This is a genomic window from Streptomyces sp. NPDC059010, assembly GCF_042740355.1.
Lineage (GTDB): Bacteria > Actinomycetota > Actinomycetes > Streptomycetales > Streptomycetaceae > Streptomyces.
The window spans coordinates 85,665-105,420 of record NZ_JBHYJA010000028.1; the positions used below are offsets into that span (position 1 = coordinate 85,665).

A 19,756-nucleotide genomic window follows, 5' to 3' on the forward strand; every position below is an offset into this window, starting at 1 on the left:
CGTTCTCGCCACATAAACACCACATCAGGAACACATTCGGCCGATCGGTCCCCGGGGCGTTCCTCTCGGGGCAGACGGCGGGTGCGTCGGCTGTCTAGCCTCCCGGGCGATGCGATCACCCGGACCGGCGGGCCAGCCGGACGGCCCGCCGAAAGCCCCGCGCAGAAGCCTCCCTCTGCGCGGGGCTCGACGGCGTTCACCGCCGCGTGTCCCAGGAGGCGGCTCAGGCGAGTTCCACGAGCAGGTCGCCGCCCTCGACCTGCTGGATGCGGTTGATGGCCAGCCTGGCCACCCGGCCGGACTTCGCGGCGGTGATGGAGGCCTCCATCTTCATCGCCTCGATGGTGGCCACCGTGGCACCGGCCGCCACCTCGTCCCCCTCGGCGACCGTGAGGGTCACCACGCCGGCGAACGGCGCCGCGACATGGCCGGGGTTGGCCCGGTCGGCCTTCTCCGTCACCGGGACGTCCGAGGCGGCCGCACGGTCGCGGACCTGGATCGGCCGCAACTGGCCGTTCAGGGACGACATCACGGTGCGCATACCGCGCTCGTCCGCGTCGCCGATCGCCTGCAACTCGATCAGCAGCCGCACACCGCGTTCGAGGTCGACGGCGTACTCCTTGCCCGGGCGCAGCCCGTAGAAGAAGTCCTTGCTGTCCAGCACGCTGGTGTCGCCGTAGGTGTCGCGGTGTGTGTCGAACTCGCGCGTCGGCGCCGGGAACAGCAGCCGGTTGAGCGTCGCCCGCCGGTCCTTGGCCAGCCCCTCGCGGTCGTCGGCGGCGAGCTCCTGCACCGGCTTGGCCTCGGCGCGGCCCCGCAGCGCCTTGCTGCGGAACGGCTCGGGCCAGCCGCCGGGCGGGGTGCCCAGTTCGCCGCGCAGGAAGCCGATGACGGAGTCGGGGATGTCGAACCGGTCCGGCTCCCCCTCGAAGTCCTCCGGGGACACACCGGCGCCCACCAGGTGCAGCGCCAGGTCGCCGACCACCTTGGACGACGGGGTGACCTTCACCAGGCGGCCCAGCATCCGGTCGGCGGCGGCGTACATCGCCTCGATCTCCTCGAAGCGGTCGCCCAGGCCCAGCGCGATCGCCTGGGTGCGCAGGTTGGAGAGCTGCCCGCCCGGGATCTCGTGGTGGTAGACGCGGCCGGTCGGCGAGGCCAGACCCGCCTCGAAGGGGGCGTAGACCTTGCGGACGCTCTCCCAGTAGGGCTCCAGGTCGCCGACGGCCTGCAGGTCGAGGCCGGTGGGCCGCTCGGAGTGGTCGGTCGCGGCCACGATCGCGGACAGCGACGGCTGCGAGGTGGTGCCCGCCATGGAGGCCACCGCCCCGTCCACCGCGTCCGCCCCGGCCTGGATGGCGGCCAGGTAGGTGGCGAGCTGGCCGCCCGCGGTGTCGTGGGTGTGGATGTGCACCGGCAGGTCGAACTCCCGGCGCAGGGCCGACACCAGCTTCGCCGCGGCCGGTGCCCGCAGCAGACCGGCCATGTCCTTGACGGCCAGCACATGGGCGCCCGCGTCCACGATCTGCTCGGCGAGCCGCAGGTAGTAGTCCAGCGTGTACAGCTTCTCCGACGGATCCGACAGGTCGGAGGTGTAGCACAGGGCCACCTCGGCGACGGCCGTTCCGGTGTCGCGTACGGCCTCGATGGCGGGCCGCATCTGGTCGACGTCGTTCAGGGCGTCGAAGATGCGGAAGATGTCGATGCCGGTGGCGGCGGCCTCGTGCACGAAGGCGTCGGTCACCTCGGTGGGATACGGCGTGTAACCCACGGTGTTGCGGCCGCGCAGCAGCATCTGCAGGCAGATGTTCGGCGCCGCCTCCCGCAGGGCGGCCAGCCGCTCCCAGGGGTCCTCGGCGAGGAAGCGCAGGGCGACGTCGTAGGTCGCGCCGCCCCAGCACTCCAGGGACAGCAGCTGGGGCAGGGTGCGGGCCACCACCGGGGCGACGGCGAGCATGTCCTTGGTGCGCACCCGGGTGGCGAGCAGCGACTGGTGGGCGTCGCGGAACGTGGTGTCGGTGACGCCGATGGTCGGCGAGGCGCGCAGCCAGCGGGCGAAGCCCTCGGGGCCGAGTTCGGCGAGCTTCTGCCGGGACCCGGCGGGGGGCTCGCCGGCCGGCAGCGCGGGCACCTTGGTCAGCGGGTCGAGCAGGTCGGGCCGTTCACCGTGCGGCTTGTTGACGGTGACGTCGGCCAGGTAGGTGAGCAGCTTCGTGCCGCGGTCGGCGGAGTGACGGGCGGTGAGCAGATACGGGCGCTGCTCGATGAACGACGTGGTGACCCGGCCGGCCTGGAACTCGGGGTCGTCGAGGACCGCCTGCAGGAAGGGGATGTTGGTGGCCACGCCGCGGATGCGGAACTCGGCCACGGCGCGCCGGGCACGCCCGACCGCGGTGCTGAAGTCCCGGCCCCGGCAGGTCAGTTTCACCAGCATCGAGTCGAAGTGGGCGCTGATCTCCGTACCGGCGTGGGTGGTTCCGCCGTCGAGCCGGATGCCGGAGCCGCCCGGAGAGCGGTAGGCGCTGATGCGGCCGGTGTCGGGACGGAAGCCGTTGGCCGGGTCCTCGGTGGTGATACGGCACTGGAGGGCGGCGCCGCGCAGGGTGACGGTCTCCTGGGCGAGGCCGAGGTCGGCCAGCGTCTCGCCGGCGGCGATGCGCAGCTGCGACTGCACCAGGTCGACGTCGGTGACCTCCTCGGTGACCGTGTGCTCGACCTGGATGCGGGGGTTCATCTCGATGAAGACGTGGTTGCCGTCGCGGTCGAGGAGGAACTCGACGGTGCCGGCGTTGCGGTAGCCGATCTGCCGGGCGAAGCGCACCGCGTCGGCGCAGATCCGGTCGCGCAGCTCCGGGTCGAGGTTCGGCGCGGGCGCCAGCTCGATCACCTTCTGGTGGCGGCGCTGCACCGAACAGTCCCGCTCGAAGAGGTGGATGACGTTGCCGTCCCCGTCGGCGAGGATCTGCACCTCGATGTGGCGGGGCTCGACGACGGCCTTCTCCAGGAAGACGGTCGGGTCGCCGAACGCGGACGCCGCCTCACGGGACGCGGCCTCGATGGACTCCCGCAGCTGGGCGGGCTCCTCGACGCGGCGCATACCGCGCCCGCCGCCGCCCGCGACGGCCTTGACGAACACCGGGAAACCGATGTCCTCGGCGGCTCGGACGAGCTCGTCCACGTCGTTGGACGGCGCCGAGGATCCCAGCACCGGCACGCCCGCCTCCCGCGCGGCGGCCACCGCGCGGGCCTTGTTCCCGGTCAGCTCCAGGATCTCCGCGCTCGGTCCGACGAACGTGATGCCCGCCTCTTCGCAGGCGCGGGCCAGATCGGGGTTCTCGGACAGGAAGCCGTAGCCCGGGTAGACGGCGTCCGCCCCCGCGCGACGCGCCGCACGGACGATCTCCTCCACCGAGAGATACGCCCGCACCGGATGTCCCGGCTGGCCGATCTCATAGGCCTCGTCGGCCTTCAGCCGGTGCAGGGAGTTGCGGTCCTCGTGCGGGAAGACGGCGACGGTGCGCGCGCCCAGCTCGTAGCCTGCGCGGAACGCACGAATCGCGATCTCACCGCGGTTGGCGACCAGCACCTTGCGGAACATTCTGGATCCCTTCAGCCTGCCGGTGACTGAGAGCCTGTGTCATATCCCCGGCCGGATCAGCGCGCGGCGTCTGGTGCGTGCGATCGCAAGGCGCCGGAGCGCCCTCGTGGCGGAGCCACGTGGGCGGTTCGGCAACGCGGCGAGCGTGCGTGCCAGGCGTCGCACGCCCGGCCGGGGATATGACACAGGCTCTGAAGCACCCATGGTGTCGGCGACGCTCCATTCACGCCATGTGAGCCGGGCCACTTATCGATGATCGATCACAGGTCCGTGGGCGGCCGGACGGGCCTAGGCTGTCCTTGAGCCTCTTGTGGTCAAGGGCGGTGTGAGCGAGGTGCCCCTATGACCAGCGCGAGTCACCGCAGTGCACATGCGCACGACACGATCGGCGATGCGCCGGATCCGCGCCCGTCCGCGGCCGGACATGCCGGGGTGTTCCAGGACCTGCTCCCGATCGCCCTCTGGGTGGTCGATGCCGACGGGCGCCTGGTGCAGTGGTCGCTGGCCGCGCAGGACCTGCTGGGTCACACGTCGGACCAGGTCGTGGGCCAGGACGCCAGGCGCGTCCTCGTACCCGACGAGAACCGGGAACTCGCCGACCGCCTGGGCCGGGCGGTGCGGACGGGTGCGGCGGTGGTCGCGCGGCTGCCGGTCCGGCATCGCGACGGAACCCTGGTCGACATGGAGATGTGGCACTGTCCCATCACGGATGCGCGTGGGCGTACCGGTGTCCTGGCCATCGCGGCGGAGACCTCCGCCGTGGAGCGCATGCGCGATGCGCTGGCCGCGCTGGAGGGACTCTTCACCCAGTCCCCGATCGGCCTGGCCATGCTGGGTCCCGACCTGCGTTTCCTCCGGGTCAACGACGCTCTGGCCCGGATCGACGGCGTCCCGGTCGCCGAGCACGTCGGCCGAACCGTGACCGAGGTCGCCCCCGGCGCCGGCCCGCTGGAGTCGGTGATGCGACAGGTCCTCGACCGGGGCGAGGCGGTGGTGGACTTCCGTCACATCTCCGGCACGGCGGACCCGGAACGGCAGCGGACCTGGTCCTGCTCCTACGCCCCCTTGCTCGGCGGGGCCGGCCAGCGGATGGGAGTGATCGCGTCGCTGATCGACATCACGGAGGGGCAGCGGGCCCATGTGGAGGCGGAGCGGGCACGGGAGCGCCTCGCACTGCTGGCGGAGGCGGGTACCCAGATGGGTTCCACCCTCGACCTGACGCAGACGGCGCAGGAGGTGGTGCGCGTCCTGGTGCCCCGGCTCGCGGACTCCGCCGACGTCCAGCTGCTGGAGGAGGCGGTGGCCCCGGACGACACCGCCGCGTCGGCGCACGGTGTGGTCCGGCGCGTCGCGGCGACCTTCACGGATCCGGCCGCGCCCGCCGACTACCTCGCGGTCGGCATGACCCTTCAGGTCCCGCCCGGCTCGATGTACGAGCGGCTCATCAGTGCCGGGCGTCCCATGAACCTCTACCTGAGCGACATCGGCCCGCTGGTCACCACCCCCGGCGCCGACCGGTTGCGCGAGTACCTGCGGGCCCGCGTGGGCTCGGCGCGTCTGATCCCGCTGGTGGCCCGCGGCACCGTCCTCGGCGCGGTCGCGGTGACCCGGACCCGTGATCGGGAGCCGTTCGACGACCAGGACACGCTGTTGATCGACGAGCTGGTCGCCCGAGCCGCGCTGAACATCGACAACGCACGCATGTACAGCCGGGAACGCGACGCGGCGCTCACCCTCCAGCGCAGCCTGATGAACCCCTCCCTGCCCAGCGTCCACGGGCTGGAGCTCACCGGGCGCTATCTGCCGGCCGGTGACCACGAGGTCGGCGGCGACTGGTTCGACGCGATCGCCCTGCCGGGCGGCCGGACCGGGCTGGTGATCGGGGACGTGATGGGGCACGGCATCCACGCGGCGGCGGTCATGGGACAGCTGCGCACCGCCGTACGGACCCTGGCACGCCGGGACACCCCGCCCGACCAGCTGCTGCGCTATCTGGACGCCGCCGTGGCGGATCTGGGCGACAACGAGATGGCCACCTGCCTGTACGCCGTGCACTATCCGGTCACCGGCGACTGCCTGATCGCCAGGGCCGGCCACCCGCCGCCCGTGATCGCCGACGAACGGGGAAACGTCGCCTTCCTGGAGGGCCCCGCGGGGCCGCCCCTGGGCGTGGGCAGGCAGGACTGCGAACTGCAGCAGACGGTCCTGGCGCCCGGCAGTCTCCTGGTCATCTACACCGACGGTCTGATCGAGACCCGCGGCACGGACCTCGATCACGGCATGCGCCGTCTGGCCCAGGCGCTACGGCACCCCGGGCGCCCGCTGGAGACGGTCTGCGACGACCTCCTGGCCCACGTCATGCCCGAGGTGGCGGACGACGACGTGGCCATACTCCTGGCGCGTGCACTCCCCGGCTGACCTCGACCGATGTCCCCTGACAGGCATGCTCCGCAAGCGCGACGAGAAGGCACACGGTGGCCGTTCCACCGATACTGGTGGTGAGCCGCCGCACGGTCGGGCACTCGGAACGGCAGGCATGCCCCGGGCGCCCCACCAGGGGCCCCGCGAACGGTGCGAGATGGGTGGGCGATGCAGGACACATCACCTACGACGCTCAGCGAGAGCCCGGAGGATCCGTTCTCGATCCACCAGTCCGCGTCCGCTGTGCTGGACGGCCGCGGAAGGGTCGTCGCCTGGAGCGAACAGGCCACCATGCTCCTCGGATATCCGGCCGAGGAGGTGCTGGGCCGCCCTGTGCGCGAGGTGCTCGTCGAGCACGGCGACGCGGCCCTGGTCGCCGAGGCGACCAGGGCATGTCTGCGGGAGGGCGGCTGGTTCGGGCTGCTGCCGGTCCGGCATCACGCGGGTCACCGCCTGTACGTGGGCTTCAGGGCCCGCAAGGTGCAGAGGCTGGACTCCGCCGTCGAATGGCTCCTGGTCGGCTCGCTCGCCGAGGACATCGTCCAGTGGGACATCGACCGGGCCGTGCTGGACGGCTTCTTCCGCCGGTCCCCGGTGGGTGTCGCGGTGCTCGGCCCGGACCTGCGCATCCTGCGGGTGAACCGCGCCATCGCACGGTTCGGCGGGCTGCCCGCGGACGCCTACCGCGGACTGCGCACCGCCGACTTCCTGCTCGGCCCGGACAGCGAGCTGATCGAGGAACGGCTCCGGCGGGTTATGGAGACGGGCCAGCCGCTGATCTTCGCCGAGCAGCGCTGCCGGCTGCTGCAGGACCCCCAGAGCGAACTGATCGTCTCCGTGTCCGCCTTCCGGATGCAGGACCCCTCCGGCAGGGTGCTGGGCGTCACCGAGATCGTCGAGGACGTCACCGACCGCCACCGGGCCCGGCGCCGGCTGGCGCTGCTCAACGAGGCCGGCACCAGGATCGGCAGCACCCTGGACGTGGCCAGGACGGCGCGTGAGCTGGCCGAGGTGGCGGTGCCGGCGCTCGCCGACGCCGTGTCGGTGGATCTGCTGGAACCCGTGCCCCGCGGGGAGGAGCCGGCGCCCGGCGCCCTGGGCCCGCTGCGCCGGATGGCGGTGCGCAGCATCCGGCCCGAGACGCTGGAGGTGATGTATCCCGAGGGCCGTCTGTTCTCCTTCCCCGAGGACACCGCGCCCACCCGCTGCCTGGCCGAGCGCCGCCCGGTCCTGGACCCCCTCCTGGAAGGCAACCAGGGATGGTTCTCGGCCGAGCCGGAGCGCACCGAGAGGGCGCTCGCGCTGGGCGTCCACTCGCTGATGGTGGTGCCGCTGGCCGCGCGGGGTGTGGTCCTCGGCCTGGTCTGCCTGTGGCGCTCGCAGCGGCTGGAGGCGTTCGAGGCGGACGACCTCACCCTGGCGGAGGAGTTCGCGGCGAAGGCCGCGGTCAGCATCGACAACGCCCGCCGCTACACCCAGCAGCGCCAGGCCGCCGAGGCCCTGCAGCGCAGTCTGCTGCCGAGCGAGGTGCCCGAGCACCCGGCGGTCGAGACGGCCCACCGCTATCTGCCCGCACAGGCGTCCACCGGTGTCGGGGGCGACTGGTTCGACGTGATCCCGCTGTCCGGACTGCGGGTCGCGCTGGTCGTCGGGGACGTGGTCGGCCACGGCATGCACGCCTCGGCCACCATGGGGCGCCTGCGTGCCGCCGTACGCACCCTGGCGCACCTCGACCTGGCCCCGGACGAGGTCCTCGCCCGGCTCGACGACCTGGTGGACCAGTTGGCCACCGAACAGCAGCAGACCGATGCCAGTACCCCGCAGATCGTGGGCGCGACCTGCCTGTACGCGATCTACGACCCGGTCTCCCGGCACTGCACCCTGGCCCGCGCGGGACACCCGCCACCGACCGTGCTGGATCCGGACGGCCGGGTGCGCCCGATCGACCTCCCCGCAGGGCCGCCGCTCGGCCTGGGCGGGCTGCCGTTCGAGTCGGCCGAGTTCGAACTGGACGAGGGCAGCCTGCTCGCCCTCTACAGCGACGGCCTCCTGCTGGCCGACGACCGCGACATCGACCAGGGACTGGCCCTGCTGCGCACCGCGCTGGCCGCTCCGGCGCCTTCGGTGGAGCACATCTGCAAGGCGGTGGAGGACGCGCTGCTCCCCGACCGCCCCGCCGACGACGTCGCGCTCCTGCTGGGCCGGACCCGGGTGCTCGGGCCGGAGCGGGTGGCCACGTGGGAGCTGCCGGCCGAGGCCACCGCCGCGGGCCGGGCCCGGACCCTGGTAGGGGACCGGCTGACCGAGTGGGGGCTGGAGGAGCTGGCCTTCACCACCGAACTGATCGTGAGCGAACTGGTCACCAACGCCTACCGGTACGCCGGCGGCCCGGTACAGCTGCGACTGATCCGGGACGGCCACCTCATCTGCGAGGTCTCCGACACCAGCAGCACCTCCCCCCACCTGCGCCAGGCCCGCAGCACCGACGAGGGCGGACGCGGCCTGTTCCTGGTGGCCCAGCTCTCCGAGCGGTGGGGCACGCGCTACGGCCGGAACCGGAAAACGATCTGGGCCGAGCAACCGCTGCCTCAGCCGCACACGCCGACATCCTGACGCGGCCCATCTTGACGCGTCAATGACAACAGTGGCTTGATGTCCCTATGGGAGCGCTCCCACCCACCCACGCGCGGAGCGCGCTGTCGGATGCAGCCAGGGAAGGGAATCCAATGCGCGACACCCGCCCATCGCACTTACGCCTCCTCCCGCTCCTCGGCCTGCTGGCCGCCCTGCTCCTGCCCCTCGGAGTGGCCCTCGCACCGCCGGCCTCGGCCGCCCCGGCCGCCGCGCCGGTGCGCATCATGCCGCTGGGCGACTCCATCACCGGCTCCCCCGGCTGCTGGCGGGCCGTGCTCTGGAACCGGCTGCGGAGCGCCGGGTACACGGACATCGACTTCGTCGGCACCCTCGGCCCACAGGGCTGCGGACAGCCCTACGACGGCGACAACGAGGGCCACGGCGGCGAGCTGGTCACCAACGTGGCCGACCAGAACCTGCTGCCGGCCCGGCTCGCGGCCACCCTGCCAGACATCGTTGTCATGCACTTCGGCACGAACGACGTGTGGAGCGCAGTCGCGCCGGACCGCGTCCTCGCCGCCTACACGAAGCTGGTGGCGCAGATGCGGGCGAGTAATCCGGACATGCGGATCCTCGTCGCCCAGCTCATCCCCATGAACCCGAGCAGCTGCCCGGCCTGCGCTCAGCGCCTCGTCGACCTCAACGCGCGGATCCCGGGCTGGGCCCGTGCGACGTCCACGAGCCGGTCTCCGGTCACCGTGGTCGACCAGTGGACGGGCTTCGACACGGCCACCGACACCTACGACGGCGTCCACCCGGGCGCCTCCGGCGACGACAAGATCGCCGCCCGCTGGTATCCGGCGCTGGCCGCGCTGCTCGACGCGGGCTCGGGGGATCCGGGCGATCCCGGAGACCCGGGTGACCCGCCCGTCTGTGCCGCGTCCTTTCGCGCCGTGTCCGTCTGGCAGGGCGACTACCAGGGCGAGGTGACGGTGACCAACGCGTCCGCCTCCTCCGTCCCGGGCTGGACCGCGACGGTCGTACCGGGCGACGGCGCCCGCCTGATCCAGGTCTGGAACGGCACGCTCGGCACGGGCGCCGACGGGACGGCGACCGTCGGCAACGCGTCGTGGAACGGCGCGTTGGCACCCGGTGCGAGCGCGAGTTTCGGCTTCATCGCCACTACCCCGGCAACGGCCGGCGCTCCGTCGGCGACTGTCAGTTGCACGGCGCGCGCCGCGTCATCCTGACGCACCGTCTCCTCATCCCAACCTTCGGAGCCGCCATGAGATCCCGCACCGGCATCGCCCCACGAGTGGCCGTCGTCATAGCCTCGGTCCTGGGCCTGCTCGCCCCCTTACTCTCCTTCGCCACGCCCGCGCGGGCGGCCGCCACCGGCTTGCACATCCAGAACGGCCGGCTGCTGGAGGCGTCCGGGAACGACTTCGTGATGCGGGGCGTCAACCACGCCCACACCTGGTACCCGGGCCGGACGCAGTCGCTGGCCGACGTCAAGAAGCTGGGTGCCAACACCGTCCGTGTCGTCCTCTCCGACGGCCACCGCTGGACGAAGAACAGCGCCGAGGACGTGGCCGGAGTCATCGCCCAGTGCAAGGCCAACCGGCTGATCTGCGTACTGGAGGTGCACGACACCACCGGCTACGGGGAGGAAGCCGCGGCCGGGACCCTCGACCACGCGGCCGACTACTGGATCGGCCTGAAGGACGTGCTCACCGGCCAGGAGAGCTACGTCATCATCAACATCGGCAACGAGCCCTGGGGCAACACCAACCCCGCCGGCTGGACGGAGCCCACGATCGCGGCCGTCAAGAAGCTGCGGGGCGCCGGATTCGCCCACACGATCATGGTGGACGCGCCCAACTGGGGCCAGGACTGGCAAGGCGTCATGCGCGCCAACGCCCGGTCCGTCTACGACGCCGACACCACCGGCAACCTGATCTTCTCGATCCACATGTACAGCGTCTACGACACCGCACAGGAGATCACGGACTACCTGAACGCCTTCGTCAGCGCCGGACTGCCCATCCTCATCGGCGAGTTCGGAGGCCCGCCCGACCAGTACGGCGACCCGGACGAGGACACCATGATGGCCGCCGCCCAGCAACTTCGGCTCGGTTACCTTGCCTGGTCCTGGAGCGGCAACACCGACCCGATCCTCGACCTCGCGACCGACTTCGACCCCGCGCGGCTCAGCTCCTGGGGGCAGCGGGTCTTCAACGGCGCGAACGGCATCGCCGCCACGTCCGAGGAAGCCGACGTCTACTCGTCCTCCGGCGGTGACACCACTCCCCCGACCACGCCCGGAACGCCGACCGCATCCGCCGTGACGTCCTCGTCCGCCACCCTGAACTGGGCCGCCGCCACCGACGCGAACGGGGTCACCGGCTACGACGTCGTCCGTGTCAGCGGTGCCTCCGAGAGCGCCGCCACCACGACGACCGGCACCTCCGCCACTGTCACCGGCCTCGCCCCGGAGACCTCCTACTCCTTCGCCGTCTACGCCCGCGACGCCGCCGGCAACCGCTCGCAGCGCTCGGGCACGGTGACCGTCACGACGTCCTCCGGCGGCTCGTCCGCGGCCTGCGGGGCCGGCTACCGGGTGACGAACGAGTGGCCCGGCGGCTTCCAGGGCGAGATCGTCCTGCGCAACACCGGCAGCTCGGCGATCAACGGCTGGACGCTGCGCTGGACCTTCCCCGACAGCCAGCGCGTCAGCAACCTGTGGGGCGGCACCGCGACGCAGAGCGGCGCCGAGGTGAGCGTCGCCTCCGTGTCGTACACGGCGACGATCGCCCCGGCGGGTTCGGTCACCCTGGGCTTCACGGCCACGAAGGGCGGCACGAACCCGAGCCCGACGGCCTTCACGCTCAACGGCTCCGCCTGTTCCCTGATCTGAGCCGCCCCGCCGCTGCACTGAACATCCTTGACGCCCTGCCGTCCGGGGCGTCAAGGAGGCACACCCGAATCAGACGTGGCCGTCGGGGAACCTGGGGAGGCGAAATGGCGTTCTTGTGAGGTAACGGGGTGGCAGGGACCGCCTGCCGACAGGAACGAGGACGACACGATGAGTGACAAGGCCCGGAAGCTGTTCGAGGCACTCGACCTCGACCACAACGGGACCCTGACCCGCATAGAGGTGATCACCGCCCTGCGGACGAAGGGCCCGTCTCTGGCCGCGTCGGGAGACCTGCCGTTCTGGGGCGTGGGCGACGACGACGCCTCCTCGGCGCTGTTCGACGCCGCCGACCAGAACGGGGACGAGATGCTGACCCTGGAGGAGTTCGCGGCGGTGGTGGACCGCCGGTTCGGCTGGTCCTGAGACCGGAGCGGTCGCGGGATGCACCGCGCCCGTCTGTTCCACACGAGCCCGGGCCCGGCCGACGCCCCGGTCCTGCTGCTGGTGCACGGCTGGGGCGGCGACGGCCGGGAGTGGTCCCCGCACGCCGAGGCGCTCGCCGACCGGTTCCGGGTCGTCGTGCCCGATCTGCGGGGGCACGGCCGCTCGGACGTGCCGACGACGGGCAACACCCCCGTGGAGATGGCCGACGACCTCGCCGCGCTCCTGGGCTCTCTCCACACTGGCCCCGTGATCGCCGTGGGGCACTCGATGGGCGGGCAGGTGGTCAATCTGCTCGCGGTGCGGCACGCGGCGGCCGTGCGGTCCGTGATCGCCCTCGATCCGGCCCACGGGGCGCACGGGGCCGAAGTCGAGGGAATTCCGGCCAGGTTGGCGCAGTACCGCAGACATGGGTCCCGCGCGGCTGCCGAGTTCGTGGCCGGCGCCTTCGGGCCGGGAGCGCCGGCCGGTCTGCGCACGGCACATGTCCGCACCATGCTCGGCACCCCGGACCATGTGATCGCTCAGGCCTACGCCGGTATGTACACCGACCCCGGCGCGGTCGGCGTCCGCCCGCACAGCGAGGCGTATCTGCGCCGCCGCACCCAGCCCGCGCTCACCGTGTGGACCGCGGCGCAGGCGGCGGCCTGGGAGCGGAGCACGCTGCACCGGCCCGGGTCCCGGGTGGAGCACTGGCCGGGCATCGGTCACTACCTGCACGAAGAGCAGGTGGAGCGCACGATCCGGCTCATCGCGGAGTTTCGGTGAGCACGGGTGTGACACGTCCGCCGACGGTCGTGCGCTGGCGTAAAGCCCTGGCTTGTCCGGGCTTCATCAGCGGGAAGAGGCCGAGGTCACAGCCACGGAGAGGGCAAGGTCACAGCCGTGCCCTCTGCTGCTCCTTTGGGCCTCTGGCCTAGCATCCGAGCATGACGGTCCTGCCTGACGACGGGCTTGAGCTGGCCGCCGAGTTCCCTGACGTGTCCCACGAGCAGTGGCAGCGCCTTGTTGCGGGTGTGCTGCGCAAGTCGGGCAAGGACGTCGAGGGTGCTCAGGCCGAGGAAGCCCTGTCCACCGCGCTGGAGGACGGGCTGCGCACCCGGCCTCTGTACTCCGCGCACGACGCCGCGCCCGCCCCCGGCCTGCCCGGATTCGCGCCCTTTGTACGGGGCAGCCGCGCCGAGGGGAACACGGTGGGCGGCTGGGACGTACGCCAGCGGCACACGACGGCCGACGGCGCCGCGATCCTCACGGACCTGGAGAACGGCGTCACCTCGCTGTGGCTGGCCGTCGGCGAGGGCGGCATCCCGGTGTCGTCGCTCGCGGGGACCCTGGACGGCGTCTACCTCGATCTGGCCCCCGTCGTGCTCGACGCCGGGCGCGACGTCGAGCCGGCCGCGCATGAGCTGCTGCGGCTGTACGAGGAGCGGGGCGTCGCCAAGGACGTGGCGCGCGGCAACCTGGGCGCCGACCCGCTCGGCCACGAGGCCCGTACGGGGCAGTCGTACGACTTCGCGCAGGTGGCCGGTCTGGCGCGGCTGTGCGCCGAGGAGTACCCGGGGCTGCGGGCGCTGACCGTGGACGCGCTGCCGTACCACGAGGCCGGTGGCTCGGCCGCGCAGGAGCTGGGCTGCTCGCTGGCGACCGGCGTCGCGTACCTGCGGCAGCTCACCGAGGCCGGACTCAGTGTCCAACAGGCCTGCGGGCAGCTGGAGTTCCGGTACTCGGCGACCGCCGACCAGTTCCTGACGATCGCCAAGCTGCGGGCCGCGCGCAGGCTTTGGGCCCGAGTGGCCGAGGTCTGCGGAGCCCCGTCGGCCGGGGCGCAGGTGCAGCACGCCGTGACCTCGCCGGTGATGATGACGCGCCGCGATCCGTGGGTGAACATGCTGCGCGCGACGATCGCCACGCTGGCGGCCGGGGCGGGCGGCGCCGACTCCGTCACCGTGCTGCCCTTCGACCACGCCCTCGGGCTGCCGGACGCGTTCGCCCGGCGTATCGCCCGCAACACCTCGACGATCCTCATCGAGGAGTCGCATCTGGCCCGGGTCATCGACCCCGCGGGCGGCTCCTGGTACGTGGAGCGGCTCACCGACGAACTCGCGCAGGCCGGCTGGGAGTTCTTCCAGCGGATCGAGCGCGGCGGCGGTCTGGCGGACGTCCTTCGCTCGGGGCAGCTCGGGCAGGACCTCGCCGACACCTGGCAGGTCCGCAGCGCCAAGCTCGCCAAGCGGCGCGAACCCGTCACCGGTGTCAGCGAGTTCCCGCATCTGGCCGAGAAGCCGGTGGAGCGCCGGCCCGCGCCCGAGCCCCCGTCCGGCGGGCTGCCCCGGGTGCGCCGCGACGAGGCGTACGAGGAGCTGCGTGCCCGCTCCGACGCCCACCTGGCGGCGACCGGCTCCCGTCCCCGTGTCTTCCTGGCGGCCCTGGGCTCGGCGGCGGCACACACCGCACGTCTCACCTTCGCCTCGAACCTCTTCCAGGCGGGCGGCATCGAGCCCGTCACCGAGGGCACCTTCGAGGACAGCGGAGCCACGGAGGTCTGTCTGTGCTCCAGTGACGCCCTGTACGAGGAGCAGGCGGCGACGGTGGCCGCCGAGCTGAAGGCCGCCGGCGCCTCGCACGTGTCCCTGGCGGGCCGCCCCGGGCAGTATCCCGGTGTCGACGCGTATGTCTTCGCGGGCTGTGACGCCGTCGCCGTCCTGTCCGCCACCCTTGACCGCATGGGAGTGTCCTGATGACCGCCCCCCTTGGCCCCTCCGTCCCCGACTTCTCCGGGATCGACCTGGGGACGCCCACTGCCGACGGCGGCGCCGACGAGTGGCGTACGGCCGTCAAGCGGGCGGCCGGTGGGGACGACCTGCTGTGGGAGACCCCGGAGGGCATCCCGGTCAAGCCGCTGTACACCGGGCAGGACTTGGAGGGCCTGGACTTCCTGGGCACCTACCCCGGCGCGGCGCCGTATCTGCGCGGCCCGTACCCCACCATGTACGTCAACCAGCCGTGGACGATCCGTCAGTACGCCGGTTTCTCCACGGCCGAGGAGTCCAACGCCTTCTACCGGCGCAACCTCGCCGCCGGACAGAAGGGCCTGTCGGTCGCCTTCGACCTGCCCACGCACCGCGGCTACGACAGCGACCACCCGCGGGTGACCGGTGACGTCGGCATGGCGGGCGTGGCGATCGACTCGATCTACGACATGCGGCAGCTCTTCGACGGCATCCCGCTGGACAAGATGACCGTGTCGATGACGATGAACGGCGCCGTGCTGCCGGTGCTCGCGCTGTACATCGTGGCGGCGGAGGAACAGGGCGTACCGCCGGAGAAGTTGGCCGGGACCATCCAGAACGACATCCTCAAGGAGTTCATGGTCCGCAACACCTACATCTATCCGCCGAAGCCGTCGATGCGGATCATCTCCGACATCTTCGCCTTCACCTCGCAGCGGATGCCCCGCTACAACTCCATCTCCATCTCCGGCTACCACATCCAGGAGGCCGGTGCGACGGCCGACCTGGAGCTGGCGTACACGCTGGCGGACGGGGTGGAGTACATCCGGGCGGGCCGTGAGGCGGGCCTGGACGTGGACGCGTTCGCGCCCCGGCTGTCGTTCTTCTGGGCGATCGGCATGAACTTCTTCATGGAGGTCGCCAAGCTGCGGGCGGCGCGGCTGCTGTGGGCGAAGCTGGTCAAGCAGTTCGACCCGAAGAACACCAAGTCGCTGTCCCTGCGCACCCATTCGCAGACGTCGGGCTGGTCGCTGACGGCGCAGGACGTGTTCAACAACGTCACGCGCACCTGCGTCGAGGCGATGGCGGCGACGCAGGGCCACACCCAGTCGCTGCACACCAACGCCCTGGACGAGGCCCTGGCCCTGCCCACCGACTTCTCCGCGCGTATCGCCCGCAACACCCAGCTGCTGATCCAGCAGGAGTCCGGCACCACCCGGGTCATCGACCCGTGGGGCGGCAGTGCGTACGTCGAGAAGCTGACGTACGACCTGGCGCGCCGGGCCTGGCAGCACATCCAGGAGGTCGAGGCGGCGGGCGGCATGGCGAAGGCCATCGACGCGGGCATTCCCAAGTTGCGCATCGAGGAGGCCGCGGCCCGCACCCAGGCCCGCATCGACTCCGGGCGGCAGCCGGTCATCGGCGTGAACAAGTACCGGGTGGAGAACGACGAGGCGATCGACGTCCTCAAGGTCGACAACTCCTCCGTGCGCGCCCAGCAGATCGAGAAGCTGCGGCGGCTGCGCGCGGAGCGGGACGAGACCGCCTGCCAGGACGCGCTGGAGGCGCTGACCCGGGCCGCCGGCGGCGAGGGCAACCTGCTGGAGCTGGCGGTGAACGCGGCCCGCGCCAAGGCGACCGTCGGCGAGATCTCCGACGCCCTGGAGAAGGTGTACGGCCGGCACGCGAGCCAGATCCGTACGATCTCCGGCGTGTACCGCAACGAAGCAGGCGAGTCCCCGACCGTGGACCGCACCCGTGCCCTGGTGGACGCCTTCGACGAGGCCGAGGGCCGCCGCCCGCGCATCCTGGTCGCCAAGATGGGCCAGGACGGCCACGACCGCGGCCAGAAGGTGATCGCCACCGCGTTCGCCGACCTCGGCTTCGACGTCGACGTCGGCCCGCTGTTCCAGACCCCGGCCGAGGTGGCCCGCCAGGCCGTCGAGGCGGACGTGCACATCGTCGGGGTGTCGTCGCTGGCCGCGGGTCACCTGACCCTCGTACCGGCGCTCAAGGAGGCGCTGGCCGAGGAGGGCCGTGCGGACATCATGATCTCGGTCGGCGGGGTGATCCCGCCGCAGGACGTGCCCACGCTCCTCGACATGGGCGCTGCGGCCGTCTTCCCGCCCGGGACGGTGATCCCGGACGCGGCGTACGACCTGGTGCAGCGGCTGGCGGCCGACCTCGGGCACGACCTGTGATCGATGTCGACGCGTATGTGAAGGGGGTACTCGACGGGAAGCGGGCGATCATCGCGCGCGCCATCACCCTCGTCGAGTCCACCCGCCCCCAGCACCGGCTGCTGGCACAGGAGTTGCTCACCGAGCTGCTCCCGCACAGCGGCCGGGCCCGGCGGATCGGCGTCAGCGGGGTGCCGGGGGTGGGGAAGTCGACGTTCATCGACGCGTTCGGCTCGATGCTGACGGGTCTCGGGCACCGGGTGGCCGTCCTCGCCGTCGACCCCTCCTCCAGCCGTACCGGCGGCTCGATCCTCGGCGACAAGACGCGGATGGAGCGGCTGGCCGTGGACCCGGCGGCGTTCGTGCGCCCCTCCCCCACGGCGGGCACACTCGGCGGTGTCGCCAAGGCGACCCGTGAGTCGATCGTGGTGATGGAGGCGGCGGGCTACGACGTGGTCCTGGTGGAGACGGTCGGCGTCGGCCAGTCCGAGACGGCGGTCGCGAACATGGTCGACTCCTTCCTGCTGCTCACCCTCGCCCGCACCGGCGACCAGTTGCAGGGCATCAAGAAGGGCGTCCTGGAGCTGGCCGACGTGATCACCGTCAACAAGGCGGACGGCCCCCACGAGCGCGACGCCCGGGCGGCGGCACGGGAGTTGGCGGGCGCGCTGCGGCTGATGCACGGCAAGGACGCCGCCTGGACACCTCCGGTGCTGAGCTGCAGTGCCCGCGAGTCGAGCGGCCTGGACACCGTCTGGGAGCGCCTCGAACAACACCGCACCCTGCTGGACTCGACCGGTCGCCTCGCCGCCAAACGCCGCGATCAGCAGGTCGACTGGACCTGGAACATGGTCCGCGACGAACTACTCGGCCGCCTGCACGCCGATCCCGCGGTACGAAACCTGGCGCCGCTCCTCGAACAGCAGGTCAGAGACGGCACGTTGACACCGACGCTGGCGGCCGAACGCATTCTGGGGGCGCTCGGAAGTTCCGAGCCTGCTTGAGAGCGGCCGGTCAGGACGTGGCCCCTCACGAGGGGCCGGTCGGTCCTGGCCCGACCTCGACCGGGACAGGGCCGTTCAGACCACCGGGCGCCGCCCCCAGGCGGAGATCATCGGCGCTGTGGCCAGATCCAGGCGGCCCGCGGTGACGTTGGCCAGGTGGCGGTCGATCTCCTCGTCGGTGGCCAGCCCCGCGGCGACGAGTTTGTCGCGGACCTGGCGGACCGAGGCCTCCTCCAGCACGGTGGACGCGGGTGAGGTGATCGGGAAGTAGGCATCGGCCTCGACGTCGACGAGCCCGGCCTCGCGCAACAGCCGCGGCAGCTTGCGCCCGTACGCCAGATCCGCGCCGCGCTGCCGCATCAGTTCGCGGAATCCGCGGCGCAGCCTGTTGGCCAACTCCTGCTCGGGGCCGTGCTCGTCGGGGCAGATCAGGGGCATCAGCGCCGGGTCGCCGTCCTCCAGCAGCAGTCGGCCGCCGGGGCGCAGCGCCTGGACCATCGACCGCAGGGCCCGGTCGCGCTCGGCGACATGGATCAGTACGAGCCGGGCGTGGATCAGGTCGAACGGCCCCCCGGCCGGGGGCGCGTCGGCCGCCACGTCATGGCGCAGCACCTCGAAGCCGGTGGCCTCCGGCATCCAGGAGGTGTCGATGTCGGTGGCCACGACGTGCCCGCTCGGGCCGACGCGCTCGGCCAGCCAGGCCGGCACGGTGGGCCCACCGGCGCCGACCTCCCAGCACCGCCAGCCCTCGCGGATGCCGAGCGTCTCGAAGTGCCGGAAGGTCGACGGGTTGAAGAGCGCCGACAGTGCGTCGAACCGTTCGCCCGCCTCGGCCTGACGGTTGTCCAGGAGATAGCCGTTGCCGGAGGTGTCCCACGCGTCTAATGCCATGGGCCGATCATCGCATGCGGAGCATCGGTGTTATTGACATGCCCAAGACACCTCATTACCCTCCGAAAACCTGAGAAAGCGCTTTCTCCAGCCATCCCGCCTCGTTCGAGAGCGACCCCCCACCTCTGCTACTCGGCCGACGGCTACGACGAGTCGGGACCGGGCCGACTGGTCCCGCACGACAACGTGTTCACCACTGCCGCCACCTGAACCACCGTCGCCCCCAACAGCAGCGCGACGGCCCACCCCCCACAGGAGGACCTCTCCATGAGTTCACGACGGGCTCCCAAGCCCACTGGACGCACCCCCATACCCTGGCGCAACAGGGCGGTCGTCGCCGTGCTGGCCGGCGCCGTACTGTTCGGTCCCGGCGTCGCACAGGCCACCCCGCAGACCGCACCCGCCTCGGCGGCGCGGGAACAGGTGGCGGCCGCGGCATCCATCACCTGGACGCTCGAACGCGCCGCCAATCCCACCGAGGACCAGCGCACCGCCTACGACCTGATCACCCGGGCCATGAACGCCGCGGTCGCCCGCTACAACAACCTCAGCGACCTGGGCAAGACCATCACCGTCCGCTACGACCCGGGCGTGCCCACCGCCGACGGGAACCTCAACGGCACCATCCGCTTCGGCAACCGCGGTTACATGAACGAGCGCACGGCGCTGCACGAGATCGCCCACACCATCGGCGTGGGCACCAGCTCGGGCTGGTCCCGTCTCGGCGGCAGCGGCACCTGGACCGGCGGGCAGGCCACGGCGCTGGTCAGGCAGTTCGACGGCGGCAGCGCCAAACTGTCCACGGGCGGCGGCCACTTCTGGCCCTACGGCCTGAACTACGACAACGAGTTCTCCAACACGGCGGCCGACCGCCACGTCCAGATCGTCGCCGCGATGGTGCGCGACGGACTGTGACCGGTGGGGGGGCCCCGGGCGGGCGCGGGCCGCCCGCGCCCCCGGCTGCGCCCCCGCCCCGCCCCCCCGCACCAGCGCCGCGGGAG

At 71.9% G+C, this 19,756-nt stretch carries 12 protein-coding genes; 10 read left to right on the top strand and 2 right to left on the bottom strand.

Annotated features, from left to right (window positions below; all coding sequences use genetic code 11):
• Positions 1-223: 223 nt before the first annotated feature.
• A complete protein-coding gene (locus tag ACFWYS_RS28230; RefSeq protein ID WP_384774683.1) occupies positions 224-3,598 on the bottom strand; it encodes a pyruvate carboxylase in 3,375 nt (1,124 codons plus the stop codon).
• 342 nt (positions 3,599-3,940) lie between these two features.
• Between ACFWYS_RS28230 and ACFWYS_RS28235 the strand changes: the two genes are divergently transcribed.
• From ACFWYS_RS28235 to meaB, 9 genes are all read left to right on the top strand, one after another.
• On the top strand, positions 3,941-6,016 hold the full coding sequence (locus tag ACFWYS_RS28235) for a SpoIIE family protein phosphatase (protein ID WP_384774685.1): 2,076 nt from the start codon (positions 3,941-3,943) through the stop codon (positions 6,014-6,016).
• Positions 6,017-6,187: 171 nt separating this feature from the next.
• Positions 6,188-8,632, top strand: a complete 2,445-nt coding sequence (locus ACFWYS_RS28240; RefSeq protein ID WP_384774688.1) for a SpoIIE family protein phosphatase — start codon at positions 6,188-6,190, stop codon at positions 8,630-8,632.
• Positions 8,633-8,745: 113 nt separating this feature from the next.
• The gene (locus tag ACFWYS_RS28245; RefSeq protein ID WP_384774691.1) at positions 8,746-9,843 is read left to right on the top strand and encodes a GDSL-type esterase/lipase family protein; all 1,098 of its coding nucleotides are present in this window, start codon (positions 8,746-8,748) and stop codon (positions 9,841-9,843) included.
• Positions 9,844-9,878: 35 nt separating this feature from the next.
• Entirely contained in the window at positions 9,879-11,510 is a 1,632-nt protein-coding gene (locus tag ACFWYS_RS28250; protein WP_384774694.1) for a cellulase family glycosylhydrolase, read from the top strand.
• A 168-nt stretch (positions 11,511-11,678) separates the two neighbouring features.
• Complete coding sequence (locus ACFWYS_RS28255; RefSeq protein WP_384774697.1) at positions 11,679-11,933, top strand: EF-hand domain-containing protein; 255 nt, start codon at positions 11,679-11,681, stop codon at positions 11,931-11,933.
• Positions 11,934-11,951: 18 nt separating this feature from the next.
• Positions 11,952-12,719, top strand: coding sequence for an alpha/beta fold hydrolase (locus ACFWYS_RS28260; protein ID WP_384774700.1), 768 nt, complete (start codon positions 11,952-11,954; stop codon positions 12,717-12,719).
• 161 nt (positions 12,720-12,880) lie between these two features.
• Complete coding sequence (locus ACFWYS_RS28265; RefSeq protein ID WP_384774703.1) at positions 12,881-14,689, top strand: methylmalonyl-CoA mutase family protein; 1,809 nt, start codon at positions 12,881-12,883, stop codon at positions 14,687-14,689.
• The gene (gene scpA, locus ACFWYS_RS28270) at positions 14,689-16,881 is read left to right on the top strand and encodes a methylmalonyl-CoA mutase (RefSeq protein WP_384774706.1); all 2,193 of its coding nucleotides are present in this window, start codon (positions 14,689-14,691) and stop codon (positions 16,879-16,881) included. Before ACFWYS_RS28265 ends, scpA begins: the two co-directional genes overlap by 1 nt.
• Entirely contained in the window at positions 16,878-17,864 is a 987-nt protein-coding gene (meaB, locus tag ACFWYS_RS28275) for a methylmalonyl Co-A mutase-associated GTPase MeaB (protein ID WP_384774709.1), read from the top strand. The genes scpA and meaB overlap by 4 nt, the downstream gene beginning before the upstream one ends.
• 75 nt (positions 17,865-17,939) lie before the next feature.
• Here meaB and ACFWYS_RS28280 read toward each other — a convergent pair whose 3' ends face one another.
• Positions 17,940-18,755: a methyltransferase domain-containing protein gene (locus tag ACFWYS_RS28280; protein WP_384774712.1), complete on the bottom strand. Its 816-nt coding sequence runs from the start codon at positions 18,753-18,755 to the stop codon at positions 17,940-17,942.
• A gap of 267 nt (positions 18,756-19,022) precedes the next feature.
• Between ACFWYS_RS28280 and ACFWYS_RS28285 the strand changes: the two genes are divergently transcribed.
• Positions 19,023-19,670: a hypothetical protein gene (locus tag ACFWYS_RS28285; RefSeq protein WP_384774715.1), complete on the top strand. Its 648-nt coding sequence runs from the start codon at positions 19,023-19,025 to the stop codon at positions 19,668-19,670.
• Positions 19,671-19,756 lie beyond the last annotated feature (86 nt).

Coding starts and splice junctions, on each gene's coding strand:
- ACFWYS_RS28230 (WP_384774683.1), bottom strand. CDS start 3,598: ATGTTCCGCAAGGTGCTGGTCGCCAACCGCGGTGAGATCGCGATTCGT.
- ACFWYS_RS28235 (WP_384774685.1), top strand. CDS start 3,941: ATGACCAGCGCGAGTCACCGCAGTGCACATGCGCACGACACGATCGGC.
- ACFWYS_RS28240 (WP_384774688.1), top strand. CDS start 6,188: ATGCAGGACACATCACCTACGACGCTCAGCGAGAGCCCGGAGGATCCG.
- ACFWYS_RS28245 (WP_384774691.1), top strand. CDS start 8,746: ATGCGCGACACCCGCCCATCGCACTTACGCCTCCTCCCGCTCCTCGGC.
- ACFWYS_RS28250 (WP_384774694.1), top strand. CDS start 9,879: ATGAGATCCCGCACCGGCATCGCCCCACGAGTGGCCGTCGTCATAGCC.
- ACFWYS_RS28255 (WP_384774697.1), top strand. CDS start 11,679: ATGAGTGACAAGGCCCGGAAGCTGTTCGAGGCACTCGACCTCGACCAC.
- ACFWYS_RS28260 (WP_384774700.1), top strand. CDS start 11,952: ATGCACCGCGCCCGTCTGTTCCACACGAGCCCGGGCCCGGCCGACGCC.
- ACFWYS_RS28265 (WP_384774703.1), top strand. CDS start 12,881: ATGACGGTCCTGCCTGACGACGGGCTTGAGCTGGCCGCCGAGTTCCCT.
- scpA (WP_384774706.1), top strand. CDS start 14,689: ATGACCGCCCCCCTTGGCCCCTCCGTCCCCGACTTCTCCGGGATCGAC.
- ACFWYS_RS28280 (WP_384774712.1), bottom strand. CDS start 18,755: ATGGCATTAGACGCGTGGGACACCTCCGGCAACGGCTATCTCCTGGAC.
- ACFWYS_RS28285 (WP_384774715.1), top strand. CDS start 19,023: ATGAGTTCACGACGGGCTCCCAAGCCCACTGGACGCACCCCCATACCC.